The following is a 13676-nucleotide window of genomic DNA, read 5'->3' as shown; positions in this document are numbered from 1 at the left end:
GGGCAGTTTATTGCAGGGGGTTATTCTGCTTTGATTTTTGCCAGTGCAATTTCCGCGGCATCGATGGTGCGCTGGATATCTTCATCGCTGTGGGCGATAGACATAAAGCCCGCTTCGAATGCGGATGGTGCTAAGTAAACGCCTTCTTCTAACATGTAGTGGAAGAACTTCTTAAAGCGAGTCACATCGCACTTCATCACGTCTTGGTAGCACGTTACTGATTCGGCGTCAGTGAAGAATAGACCAAACATCCCGCCCACATGGTTGATAACCATAGGCACGCCTTGCTCTTTAGAAACACGGGTTAAGCCACGAGCCAGTTTATCGGTCAGCTCCGTTAAACGCGCATGAACACCCGGCTGAGACACTTCATTTAAGCAAGCTAAACCCGCCGCCATGGCAACAGGGTTACCAGAAAGTGTACCCGCTTGGTAAACAGGGCCGATAGGCGCTAATTTTTCCATCACTTCATAGCGACCGCCAAATGCACCCACAGGCATACCGCCACCGATGATTTTACCTAAACAGGTTAAATCCGGTTGTACGTTGTAGTGATCTTGAGCGCCACCGAGTGCAACACGGAAGCCTGTCATCACTTCATCGATGATCAGCAGTGCGTTGAATTCATCACATAATTCACGCAGACCCGGCAGGAATTCTGCGGTTGGTGGAACGCAGTTCATGTTGCCCGCGACAGGTTCAACAATCACACATGCCACTTCTTCTGGGTAGTTTTCGAAAGCTTGGCGAACAGAGGCTAAATCGTTGTATGTGCAGGTCAATGTGTGCTTAACGAAATCTTCAGGTACGCCCGGAGAGTTAGGCTCGCCCATGGTCAGTGCACCGGAACCAGCTTTCACTAATAGGCAGTCAGCGTGACCGTGGTAGCAACCTTCGAACTTAATAATTTTATCGCGGCCAGTATAACCACGAGCAAGGCGAATCGCGCTCATAGTGGCTTCAGTACCGGAGTTGACCATACGGATCATATCGATAGATGGGACTAATTCGCACACCAGTTTTGCCATTTCCACTTCAGCAGCGGTTGGTGCACCAAAGCTTAAGCCTTTATTGACGGCTTTGATCACAGCATCGCGGATAGCGGGATGGTTGTGACCCAATACCATTGGACCCCAAGAGCCCACATAATCAATGTAAGCTTTGCCATCGACATCATAAATGTAAGCGCCATCAGCGCGCTCGATAAATAACGGGGTACCACCCACACCATTAAAGGCGCGAACAGGGGAGTTAACACCGCCAGGGATCAGCTGTTGGGCTTCATTATATAATTCTTCGGAATGGTGCATTGCAGGGCTCCTGAAAAGAGACTAAATAAAAAGTTGCCGCTATTCTAAAGCACAAGGACGATTAAACCAATGCTATCAATCACAATGATGGATCAATCATAAGGATGAATAGCAACTCTGTGCTCAATTGTGTAACAACACTTGAACCAATGAGTCAGGTGACGGATAATTGAGAAATTGATCTAAGTAGGCTTTGCCTTACCTATGAATTTACCGGTCACCGGTCTGGAGTAATAAATGAGTGATGATGTAGCTCTGCCTCTGCAATTTACCGATGCAGCTGCAACCAAAGTAAAAGACTTAGTTGCCGATGAAAATAACCCAAACCTGCGTCTGCGCGTCTACATTACGGGCGGTGGTTGCAGCGGCTTCCAATATGGCTTTACCTTTGATGATCAAATCAACGAAGGGGATATGACCATCGAAAAACAAGGTGTCGCACTGGTTGTAGACCCAATGAGCCTGCAATATTTAGTGGGTGGAAGTGTGGATTACACTGAAGGATTAGAAGGATCGCGCTTTATTGTGACGAATCCGAATGCGAAATCTACGTGTGGTTGTGGTTCTTCCTTCAGCATCTGATTTTTCGTCATATTTCAAGTTGTGACTGTGTTGGCTTCATTCGTCAACCCTAGTCACATACTTGTGTATGCTCCTAGGGATTTCCTCATTCGCCGCCTTGTCACACCTCGAACTATTTAGAAAAAATCCTGCTGTAATCTCAAATTCTTAAATTCTTAAATTCTTAAATTCTTTATTTTTTAGTTTGGTAGCGCGTTTAGCTGGCTGCATAGCTGCTCGGTGGCCTTGATGATGCGGGGGCCGGCGCGGTGGAACCAATCCTCATTTAAGCGAATGATAGGGACATTGAGTTGGGTACCCCAGAAAGCTTTGACGGCATTTTCTTGCTCGGGGGAGCCGGTCATAATGATGGCATCAGGTTTGCGAGCGAGGACTTGCTCACGGCTGACTTGAGGCCACTGGACAGCGCTGTTTGCAAAAATATTCTGAGCACCGCAAGTCTTAACCACATCATTTTGAAGAGTATTATCTCCTGTGCTAAATAATGGCTGCGTGCCGAGTTGGATAAATAATTGCTTAGGTTTTTTATTACTATCTAATTTATCTTTTTGCATCTTTAACGTACTGCGCAATTGGGTGATATTTTTCTCTGCCACTTCTGGGTGAGGGCTGTATTGTGCAAGCTCCTCTAGTGAGGAGATAACCCCATCAATGCTTTGTGGATCAAAATAGACAATTGGAATCCCTAACGATGCAAGTTGATCCAGAGGTCGCTGCGGGTTGCCGCCACGCCACGCCAAGATCAAATCTGGCTTTAAGGCAATAATTCGTTCCACATTTAACCCTTGCCAATCCGCTACTTGCTCAAGCTTTTTGGCAGATTCTGGGTAATCGGAATAGGCACTTACAGCAATTAAGCTATCTCCCAACCCTACGGCATAAGCCAGCTCCGTATTGGCAGGTGATAAACTAATGACTCGGGATTTGGGAGTGGCGAATGCACTATTGATTAGGGTTAAGAAAAATAGAAAACCAATCAGTGAGCGCATGAGTTTGGTCGTTAGATTCATAGCATTACTTCACAAAGAGGTATTAGAAAAGGCATAAATGAAGGTCAGTTATGCCTTAGAAAGTGAGAAATAAATTACGCTAATGCTGTGACAATCGCAGCAACCATCAAGGATGATTGGTGTGCAGCGATAGGTAAAAACTCGTCAAAGCTAGTGTGGGACTCTTTATCTGCCACATCTGAAATTGCACGAACCACTACAAAAGGTACCTTAAACTGGTAGCAGACATGACCGATAGCCGCGGCTTCCATTTCAACGGCAGCAACGGTTGGGAATGTCGCTTTGATACGCGCTAAAGGCTCAGCTCCGTTGATGAAAGCATCACCACTGCAAATCAAACCGCGAACGGCGTTCATATCTAACGCTTTCACGCACTGTTCGGTAGTTTCAATGAGTTTTGCATCAGCAATAAATGCCGGTGGGCACTGTGCCATTTGACCCGGCTCATAACCAAATGCGGTGACATCCGCATCGTGGTAGCGCACTTCGGTAGATACGACGATATCACCTACATTTAAACGTGGATCTAAACCGCCCGCAGAACCAGTATTGATGACAACATCAGGCTTGCAGTGTTCTAACAATAATGTGGTACCGATTGCCGCTGCGACTTTACCGATGCCCGATTTTAATAAAGCGACGTCAACGCCGTTTATTTTCCCTGTATAAATTTCACAGCCAGCAAGGCTCAATGTTTGGCAACCTTCAATTTTTTCGCGCAGGGTCGCAACTTCTTGCTCCATCGCACCTATGATACCGATTTTCATTATGTCATACTCACTGTTGATTAATTAGACACTTATGTCGTAGATGGCTAAAGTGTAACATCGAAAGGTGGGTTTTCCTCTGCCTTTTCTTTGGAGATTCAGGAATAAAACGGTAAGGCATAGAGGCTAGCATGGCGGGAAAAAAGATTAATTTTGTTAAAAAACTGAGTTTCCAGCGTAACTATATGAGCAGTGGGAAAAATCAAAAAGTCTCACCCGATGATGAAGATGCCGTAAACCGTCTCTTTGAAAGTGACCGTGGGCGGATTATCAACTCCGCTGCGATTCGTCGTTTACAACAGAAAACCCAAGTTTTTCCCCTTGAACAAAACTCCGCCGTACGCAGCCGTTTAACCCATTCTCTTGAAGTCCAACAAGTTGGGCGCTACATCAGTAAAACAGTGTTGGGTGAGCTGAAAAAGAAAAAATTGCTTGATGAATATGGGTTAACGGACCGTTGTGATGCCTTTGAAAGCCTGGTGGAAATGGCGTGTTTGATGCACGATATTGGCAACCCGCCGTTTGGGCATTTCGGTGAAGCGGCGATTCAACGCTGGTTCAGTAAATTGTTATCGCCAGATTATCTCTTCACGCCAGAAACGCCAGACCCTTGCAAAATTAAAGCGTTACAACTGACTGGTAATGAAAAACAGGATCTATTTCGTCGTCAGCTTAAGCGTGATTTATGCTCGTTTGAAGGGAACGCTCAAGGGCTGCGCATGGCGCATCGCCTGCTCAAGCTGAATTTAACCTACGCCCAAATTGGCTCTATTTTGAAATACACTCGCGGCGCTTATGACCTTGAACCGATCCCGCCAGAATTTGATTATTTAATGAAAAAACCGGGCTATTACTGGTCTGAAGCGGATTTTGTCAGCGAGTTAAGTAAAAAATTGGAAATGGGTAAATATTGCCGTTTTCCGCTCTCTTATATCATGGAAGCTGCGGATGATATTTCTTACTGTATCGCGGATTTAGACGATGCAGCAGAAAAGGGCATTTATACCGTTGAGCAGCTAATTGAATACCTAAAAGCGGAGTGGGGCGAGGTAAAATCTGGGGATCTCTTCGACCAAACTATTTTGCGGGCATTCAATAATATCAGCGATAACCACACAAGGCGCATTCAGCAAGATCAGTTTTTTATGTATTTGCGTGTCAATATTACAGGAAAACTCGCCCATTACAGTGCTCAGCGCTTTATTCAAAACCTGCCTGAAATTTATCACGGCAGCTTTAACAGCGCGTTACTTGAGGATAAAAGCCAAGAGCATCGCCTCTTAAAAGCTTTAAAAACAGTGGCGTTTAAGCATGTGTTTAATCACCATGAAGTGGAAGAGTTAGAGCTACAAGGCTACCGAATTATCAGTGGATTATTAGATGTTTACAGCCCACTATTGATGATGGATAGAGAGGATTTTGCGGCATTAGTGGCACAAAATTACCATAAACACTTTTTTATCGAAACTCGCCTATTTCATAAGTTATCGAATAAACATCGACTTTCCTATAACGAAGCCTTGGAAAAAATTTCAGTCACCAGCGATGCGGATAAATCGATGCTAGAGTTTTATTATCGAGCCAGACTGATCCAAGACTACATTAGCGGAATGACTGATCATTATGCTTATGAAGAGTATCGAAAATTTATGGTGACGAATTAACGCTGATAAAAAAAGTCAGTATATAGCGTGACAAAAAAACTAAGTGGTCACTAATTTTGGTAAAAAAAATGCTATGATAGCCCGCTAATTTGTCTATCCAATTATCAGGCAGTCGCAGTGATAAAGTAAGCCGTTATAAAGTAAATATGGGCTTACCACCTGTGGCTTGAAATAGAAATTATTTAACCCCGTTTAGTGACTACTTATGGCCCAATTTTACTCGCCAAATCGCCGCACCACCCAACGCCGTCAAATCACGGTTCATGTCGATAGTTTAGATGCCGCTGGGCAAGGCGTAGCTCGCCATGATGGCAAAGCCATATTTATCACTGGTTTATTACCAGGGGAAGAGGCGCAAGTCGAACTGACGGAAGATAAACGTCATTTCGCCAAAGCCAAAGTCATTAAACGCCTCAGCACTAGCCCGCAACGAGTGAAACCCCGCTGCCGTTATTTTAATCAATGTGGTGGCTGCCAACAGCAGCATGTAGAGATTGGGCTTCAACGCGAAAGCAAGGCGCAGGCTTTACAACATTTAATGGGGCGGGAGACTGGCTCTGTACTGCCACCTATTTCGGTGATTGGCGGTGAAGAATATGGTTATCGCCGCCGCGCGCGTTTGGGGCTGCAATATCAAAATAAATCTAATCACTTAATGATGGGATTTCGCCAAACGCAAACTAACACGCTGGTGGACATTAAAAGTTGCTCAGTATTGCACGCAGAACTTGATGCACTGTTAGCGCCATTGTCCATCTGTTTAAATCAGCTATCGATTGCCAGCAAATTAGGGCATGTAGAGCTGATTCACGGGGATAACGGCAATCTTATCCTACTACGCCATTTAACCCCTGTTGACGCATCTGATAGAAAACACTTGCTAGAATTTGCCAAGTCTCATGGACTTAGTATTTGGTTAGCAGGGAATGAAGGTCAGTTAGTCCCGCTTGAGGCTGGCTCCATTTTACCTGAATATCAGGTGGCGGGTGAAACCTTACAATTTAGCCCTGCCAATTTTATTCAAGTGAATGGTGAAATTAACCAGCATATGGTGGCACAAGCCTTAGCATGGTTAGATCTAAGCCCAGAAGATAGGGTATTGGATCTTTTCTGTGGGATGGGTAACTTTACGCTGCCAATTGCCCGCTTAACAAAAATGGCGGTAGGCGTTGAAGGTGTTGAAAATTTAGTCACTCAAGCCAGAAATAACGCCCAGCGCAACTCAATTGAGAATGCGGCGTTCTATAATGAGAACTTGGAAGAACAGATTCACACTCAGCCGTGGGCGCAAGAAGGTTTCAATAAAGTCTTGTTAGATCCTGCTCGAGCAGGTGCCGCTGGTGTAATGGAACATTTAATTAAACTGATGCCAGAAAAAATTGTCTATGTTTCTTGTAATCCAACAACGTTAGCAAGAGACAGTAAAGTTTTGTTTGAAGGCGGGTATCAGTTATCTCAATTGCGGATGTTGGATATGTTTCCGCAAACTAGTCATCTGGAATCTATGGCGCTATTTGTTCGTAGCCCAGAGGTGTAACAGGTAGGGAGAATATATGGTTGCAGTAAGAAGTGCGCATTTAACCCCAGCAGGTGAATTTGCCCCCGAAAAATGGGTTAATGATTTGGGTTTGAATAATAAACAATCAGAAGAAAAACTCATCCATACCTGGCAGTATTGTCACGATAAATTATCGGGGCAGGAGATTGCGCCTCTGCTACTGTGGCGCGGCATTGAAATGACCGAAATTCTATCCACGCTCAGCATGGATATTGGTAGCTTACAAGCTGCGTTGCTGTTCCCTTTAGTTGAAGAGGGAAAACTCGACGAACAATCCGTTATTGATGATTTCGGTCAATCCATTCATGCGCTGGTAAAAGGCGTGATTGAGATGGATGCCATCCGCGAACTTAAAGCCACTCAATCTAACGAAACCAGTTCCGTACAGGTGGATAACATCCGCCGTATGCTGTTGTCGATGGTAGAAGACTTCCGCTGCGTGGTCATTAAACTCGCTGAGCGTATCGCTCATTTACGTGAAGTGAAAGATGCCAGTGAAGATGAACGCGTCTTAGCGGCGAAAGAGTGTTCCAACATTTATGCCCCGTTAGCAAACCGCTTAGGGATCGGGCAATTAAAATGGGAATTAGAAGATTTCTGTTTCCGTTATTTGCACCCTGACGAATACAAAAAAATTGCGAAATTGCTGCATGAGCGCCGTATTGATCGTGAAGAATACATCGACAATTTTGTTAGCACACTGCGCAAATATATGCTCAAAGAGCAAATTCAAGCTGAAGTGTATGGCCGACCAAAACACATTTACAGTATTTGGCGCAAAATGCAGAAGAAATCCTTAGCATTTGGCGAGTTATACGATGTGCGTGCGGTACGTATCGTGGTTGAACGCCTACAAGATTGCTATGCGGCACTGGGGATTGTGCATACTCATTTCCGTCATTTACCCGATGAGTTCGACGACTATGTTGCGAACCCAAAGCCAAATGGCTATCAGTCGATCCATACAGTGGTTTTAGGACCAAATGGTAAAACACTCGAGATCCAAATCCGTACCCGCCAAATGCATGAAGATGCAGAACTGGGCGTTGCTGCGCACTGGAAATATAAAGAAGGTGCAAGTGGCGTTGGTAAGGGCAGCAGCTACGAAAACCGTATTGCATGGTTGCGTAAACTTATCTCGTGGCAAGAAGAGATGGCGGATTCTGGCGAAATGCTGGATGAAGTGCGTAGCCAAGTGTTTGATGACCGAGTGTATGTGTTTACGCCAAAAGGCGATGTGGTGGATTTACCAACAGGTTCAACTCCGCTCGACTTTGCTTACCATATTCACAGTGATGTCGGACACCGTTGTATTGGGGCTAAAATTGGTGGGCGCATCGTGCCATTTAGCTATCAATTACAGATGGGTGACCAAATTGAAATTATCACCCAGAAGCACCCAAACCCGAGTCGTGACTGGCTCAATCCTAACCTCGGTTATGTGACAACCAGCCGTGGACGGGCGAAAATTCAAAACTGGTTCCGTAAACAAGACCGCGATAAAAACATTCTAGCGGGACGTCAAATTCTCGACAGCGAATTATCCCATCTGGATATCAGTTTACGAGACGCAGAGAAACAGTTGATTACCCGCTATAACGTGCACTCACTGGATGAAGTGTTAGCAGGAATTGGCGGCGGCGATATTCGAATCAACCAATTGGTTAACTTCCTACAAGCTAAGTTTAATAAAGCGACGGCAGAGGAAGAAGATCGCGCTGCGATGAAGTCGTTGGAGAATAAATCCGGTGTCCCAAGAGCACCATCCCACGGCAGTGGGCGAGTGGTGGTCGAAGGGGTCGGCAACTTGATGCACCATATTGCTCGTTGCTGCCAACCAATTCCGGGTGATGAAATCGTCGGCTTTATTACCAAAGGTCGTGGAATTTCGATTCACAGTGCGGATTGTGAACAGCTTGCCGAGCTACAAAGCCACGCGCCAGAGCGTGTGATTGATGCTGTTTGGGGTGAAAACTATTCTAGCGGTTACTCGTTGGTGGTAAGAGTGATAGCCAATGACCGCAGTGGATTGCTGCGTGATATTACGACAATCCTCGCGAACGAAAAAGTCAACGTGCTAGGGGTAAGCAGCCGCAGCGATGTGAAGCAGCAGCTCGCCACTATCGATATGACCATCGAGCTGTATAATATCGAGGTGTTGGGAAGGGTGCTTTCGAAACTGAATCAGTTGCCGGATGTTATCGAGGCGAAACGCCACTCTTCCTAATTTTCTTCATATTTTGGCGCGCAGCGTTGTTGGCTGCGCGCTCGCCCTAGTCACATACTTATGTATGCTCCTAGGGTCTTGCTTACTTGCCGCCTAGCTGCACATCCAAACTATTTTGAAAATCTACTTTCGGTATATTTGGGTATGATCTTGAAAAGAGTTTTTTCGTTGTTTAGTTAATAAAAATCTGAAAATTTAGCGTATTCAATTCAATTTGGTTAAGGTATAACCCTCATTAAAACACCATGTAATTATTTTTTGATAAGGGTTAAATATGCAGCAGGGCAATAAACAAATTGAACGGTTACTCACTATTATGGCGCGTTTGCGTGACCCGCAAAATGGCTGTCCGTGGGATACGCAACAGACGTTTAAGACTATTGCCCCTTATACCCTTGAAGAAACCTATGAAGTTCTAGATGCCATTGAACGAGAAGATTTTACCGACTTAAAAGGTGAGTTGGGAGATCTTCTCTTTCAAGTGGTGTTCTACGCGCAAATGGCACAAGAGCAAAATCTATTTGATTTTGATGATATTTGCCAAGCTGTCAGCGACAAACTTGAACGCCGCCATCCTCATATTTTCGACGAAAATAACCAACTCAGCAGCCAAGAAGCCATTGCAGGTTGGGAGCAGCGTAAAGCCAAAGAGCGTGCAGAGAAAGACCAATACTCAGTGTTGGATGATATCCCGAATGCACTTCCTGCCTTAATGAAAGCCTATAAAATTCAAAAACGTTGTGCCTCAGTAGGTTTTGATTGGGATACGCTGGGTCCTGTGGCTGGAAAAGTCACCGAAGAGCTAGCGGAAGTGATGGAAGAAGCCACTCAAGCAGTAGTGGATGAACAGCATCTTGAAGAAGAAATTGGTGATTTACTGTTTGCGACAGTGAATTTATCCCGCCATTTAGGGCACAAACCTGAGCTTGCCTTACAAAAAGCGTGCAGTAAGTTTGAACGCCGTTTTCGTGAAATCGAAAGACGATTAGCAAAAACTGGCAAATCGACAGAAGCTGCTACACTTGATGAGATGGAAGCATTGTGGGTGTCTATAAAATTAGATGAATGACCCAATTCAGACAGCTAAATTTTGCAAAGAATGCTCGTCGATAATGATAGTCACGGATTGAAATAGTTATTCAAAATCAAACAATCGGCAAAATGATGTTTTTTCAGTGATAGATTAAGCTGAAAGGATTTAGCATTTACACAAAAATGTGTTAATCTTGCAAAACAGTTGAATAGCACCCTAGAAAGTGACTATTTATCAAACGATAAATATTTTTATTTTTAACTTGCTGATTTATTTAAGGTATTAATGAAAACTAGCCTTATTGCGCTTAGAACATTTGTAGGAGATTTAAGGTTCGGGTATACTGTTTTCCCGTCCTGTTATATCCATCATCTTTTAAACCTAAACGTTCAGGTTCAGCATGAAAACTAATTATATTTTTGTGACCGGCGGGGTCGTATCCTCTCTGGGTAAAGGCATTGCCGCAGCCTCCTTGGCGGCTATACTCGAAGCCCGTGGACTCAATGTGACCATTATGAAACTGGATCCCTACATTAACGTAGATCCAGGCACAATGAGCCCAACCCAACACGGGGAAGTTTTCGTTACAGAAGACGGCGCTGAAACTGACTTGGATTTAGGTCATTATGAGCGTTTTATTCGTACCAAAATGACACGTCGTAACAACTTTACGACTGGACGTGTTTATTCTGAAGTCCTGCGCAAAGAGCGTCGTGGCGACTACTTAGGCGCGACCATCCAAGTTATTCCTCATATCACTAATGAAATCAAAGATCGCATCATCCGTGGTGGTGAAGGTCATGACGTTGTATTAGTCGAAATCGGCGGTACAGTCGGTGATATCGAGTCTCTACCATTCCTAGAAGCTATTCGTCAAATGGCTGCGGAAGTGGGCCGTGAGCGCACACTGTATATGCACTTAACCTTAGTGCCATACTTAGCGGCTGCGGGCGAAGTGAAAACAAAACCAACACAGCACTCTGTGAAAGAGTTACTGTCAATTGGTATTCAGCCTGATGTGCTGATCTGTCGTTCAGATCGCGTCATTCCTGCGAATGAGCGCGCGAAGATTGCCCTATTCTGTAATGTTCCAGAAAAAGCGGTTATCTCTCTGAAAGACGCAGATTCAATCTATAAAATCCCTGGCATGCTGAAGGCACAAGGTTTAGATGAATACATCTGTAACCGCTTCCGTCTTGACTGCAAAGAAGCTGATTTATCTGAGTGGGAACAAGTTATTTACGAAGAAGCCAATCCAGCAGGTGAAGTTACCATTGGTATGGTGGGTAAATATGTTGAATTACCAGATGCATACAAATCAGTTATCGAAGCACTGAAACATGCGGGTCTGAAAAATCGCTTAACAGTGAATATTAAGCTGATTGATTCTCAAGATATCGAAACCCGTGGCGTTGAGCTACTTAAAGGTCTGGATGCGATTTTAGTCCCAGGCGGTTTTGGTTCTCGTGGTATTGAAGGCAAAATTCTGACGGCACAATATGCCCGTGAGAACAAAATTCCTTATTTAGGTATTTGTCTGGGAATGCAAGTGGCGCTGATTGAGTTTGCACGTAATGTTGCGAACATGAAAGATGCGAACTCCACTGAATTTGATGCAGATTGCAAATTCCCAGTTGTTGCGCTGATTACTGAATGGCGTGACGAAGATGGCAACGTTGAAGTGCGTTCTGAAGAGAGCGACCTTGGCGGTACAATGCGTGTTGGTGGTCAACAATGTCATTTAACCGATGGCAGTTTAGTGCGTGGTATGTATGGCGCAGAAACGATTGTTGAGCGTCACCGTCACCGTTACGAAGTGAACAATCTGCTGTTGAAACGTATCGAAGATGCGGGTCTGAACATTGCAGGTCGCTCTGTGGATAATAAACTGGTTGAAATCATTGAAAATCCAAACCACCCATGGTTTGTGGCTTGCCAGTTCCACCCTGAATTCACTTCGACCCCAAGAGATGGTCATCCGTTGTTTGCAGGTTTTGTTAAAGCCGCTGGTAAGTACCAGAAAGGTGAGTTGAAATAAGATACGGGGAAGTCGGCAATTTTCGCCAACTTCTCGAAATTTAACTTGTACTGAGGAAAACCTAATGTCCAAAATTGTTAAAGTGATCGGTCGTGAAATCATTGATTCTCGTGGTAACCCAACTGTTGAAGCTGAAGTACATTTAGAAGGTGGTTTTGTTGGTTTAGCTGCGGCTCCATCAGGCGCATCTACAGGTTCTCGTGAAGCACTGGAACTGCGTGATGGTGATAAATCACGTTTTCTGGGTAAAGGTGTTCTGAAAGCTGTTGCCGCTGTTAACGGTCCAATCGCTCAAGCAGTTATCGGTAAAGATGCTAAAGATCAAGCAAATATCGATAAAATCATGATTGACTTAGATGGTACTGAAAACAAATCTAAATTCGGTGCAAACGCAATTCTGGCAGTCTCTTTAGCAAACGCAAAAGCAGCTGCTGCGGCAAAAGGTATGCCTCTGTATGAGCATATTTCTGATCTGAATGGTACTCACGGACAATACTCTATGCCTCTGCCAATGATGAACATCATCAATGGTGGTGAGCATGCAGATAACAACGTTGATATCCAAGAATTCATGATCCAACCTGTTGGCGCACCGACTCTGAAAGAAGCGGTACGTATGGGTTCTGAAATTTTCCATCACTTAGCAAAAGTACTGAAATCTAAAGGTATGAATACGGCTGTTGGTGATGAAGGTGGCTATGCACCTAACTTAGAATCTAACGCTGCTGCACTGGCTGCTATTAAAGAAGCGGTTGAGCAAGCGGGTTATGTTCTGGGTAAAGATGTGACTCTGGCGATGGACTGCGCAGCTTCTGAGTTCTACAACAAAGAAACTGGCAACTATGAACTGAAAGGTGAAGGTAAAACCTTCACTTCACAAGAGTTCACTCATTACTTAGAAGAACTGACTAAACAATACCCAATCGTTTCTATCGAAGATGGTTTAAACGAATCTGACTGGGATGGTTTCGCATACCAAACTAAAGTTCTTGGTGACAAAATCCAATTAGTTGGTGACGATTTATTCGTAACTAACACTAAGATCTTAAAAGAAGGTATCGAGAAAGGTATCGCTAACTCAATCCTGATTAAATTCAACCAAATCGGTTCTCTGACTGAAACATTAGCTGCGATTAAAATGGCGAAAGATGCTGGCTATACTGCCGTTATCTCTCACCGTTCAGGTGAAACTGAAGACGCAACTATTGCTGATTTAGCGGTTGGTACTGCTGCAGGTCAAATCAAAACCGGTTCTATGAGCCGTTCTGACCGTGTTGCTAAGTACAACCAACTGATCCGTATCGAAGAAGCTCTGGGTAACAGCGCGCCATTTAATGGTCTGAAAGAAGTTAAAGGCCAAGCGTAATTTATATTCGCTTAGATTAAATTGAGAAAAGGGACGAGAAATCGTCCCTTTTTTTATTTAAAATAAATGCTTTTGAAAGTATTTAAAATCTATAAATAATACAGATTAACTCTATTTAGTC

General features: G+C 44.3%; 10 protein-coding genes. 7 read left to right on the top strand and 3 right to left on the bottom strand.

Translation table 11 applies throughout. From position 1 onward, the window contains the following. Positions 1–20: 20 nt before the first annotated feature. Positions 21–1310, bottom strand: coding sequence for a glutamate-1-semialdehyde 2,1-aminomutase (hemL, locus tag HFU86_RS14950; RefSeq protein WP_132496747.1), 1290 nt, complete (start codon positions 1308–1310; stop codon positions 21–23). 237 nt (positions 1311–1547) lie between these two features. Here hemL and erpA point away from each other — a divergent pair, with 237 nt between their 5' ends. Beyond that, a complete protein-coding gene (erpA, locus tag HFU86_RS14945; RefSeq protein WP_132496746.1) occupies positions 1548–1892 on the top strand; it encodes an iron-sulfur cluster insertion protein ErpA in 345 nt (114 codons plus the stop codon). A 179-nt stretch (positions 1893–2071) separates the two neighbouring features. Here erpA and btuF read toward each other — a convergent pair whose 3' ends face one another. Then, complete coding sequence (btuF, locus tag HFU86_RS14940) at positions 2072–2881, bottom strand: vitamin B12 ABC transporter substrate-binding protein BtuF (RefSeq protein WP_187129871.1); 810 nt, start codon at positions 2879–2881, stop codon at positions 2072–2074. 95 nt (positions 2882–2976) lie between these two features. Continuing rightward, entirely contained in the window at positions 2977–3669 is a 693-nt protein-coding gene (gene mtnN / locus HFU86_RS14935) for a 5'-methylthioadenosine/S-adenosylhomocysteine nucleosidase (RefSeq protein ID WP_187129582.1), read from the bottom strand. A gap of 131 nt (positions 3670–3800) precedes the next feature. Here mtnN and dgt point away from each other — a divergent pair, with 131 nt between their 5' ends. The 6 genes from dgt (at position 3801) to eno (ending at position 13555) form a co-directional block, all read left to right on the top strand. Further along, positions 3801–5333 (top strand): dGTPase, encoded by a 1533-nt coding sequence (gene dgt / locus HFU86_RS14930; RefSeq protein WP_187129581.1) that lies wholly within the window; start codon positions 3801–3803, stop codon positions 5331–5333. 205 nt (positions 5334–5538) lie between these two features. Beyond that, positions 5539–6870, top strand: a complete 1332-nt coding sequence (rlmD, locus tag HFU86_RS14925) for a 23S rRNA (uracil(1939)-C(5))-methyltransferase RlmD (protein ID WP_187129580.1) — start codon at positions 5539–5541, stop codon at positions 6868–6870. Positions 6871–6886: 16 nt separating this feature from the next. Continuing rightward, the gene (relA, locus tag HFU86_RS14920; protein WP_187129579.1) at positions 6887–9118 is read left to right on the top strand and encodes a GTP diphosphokinase; all 2232 of its coding nucleotides are present in this window, start codon (positions 6887–6889) and stop codon (positions 9116–9118) included. 274 nt (positions 9119–9392) lie between these two features. Next, on the top strand, positions 9393–10187 hold the full coding sequence (gene mazG, locus HFU86_RS14915) for a nucleoside triphosphate pyrophosphohydrolase (RefSeq protein WP_187129578.1): 795 nt from the start codon (positions 9393–9395) through the stop codon (positions 10185–10187). 364 nt (positions 10188–10551) lie between these two features. Further along, positions 10552–12189 carry a glutamine hydrolyzing CTP synthase gene (pyrG, locus tag HFU86_RS14910; RefSeq protein WP_036952584.1) on the top strand — a complete coding sequence of 546 codons (1638 nt, stop codon included), beginning with the start codon at positions 10552–10554 and terminating at the stop codon, positions 12187–12189. A gap of 64 nt (positions 12190–12253) precedes the next feature. After that, positions 12254–13555 (top strand): phosphopyruvate hydratase, encoded by a 1302-nt coding sequence (eno, locus tag HFU86_RS14905; RefSeq protein ID WP_006659306.1) that lies wholly within the window; start codon positions 12254–12256, stop codon positions 13553–13555. The last annotated feature ends 121 nt before the right edge of the window (positions 13556–13676 follow it).

It is taken from the genome of Providencia sp. JUb39 (assembly GCF_012272845.1).
Taxonomy (GTDB): Bacteria; Pseudomonadota; Gammaproteobacteria; order Enterobacterales; family Enterobacteriaceae; genus Providencia; species Providencia lanzhouensis.
The sequence above is the reverse complement of the archived record's forward strand: the minus strand, read 5'-3'. Positions and strand labels throughout refer to the sequence as shown.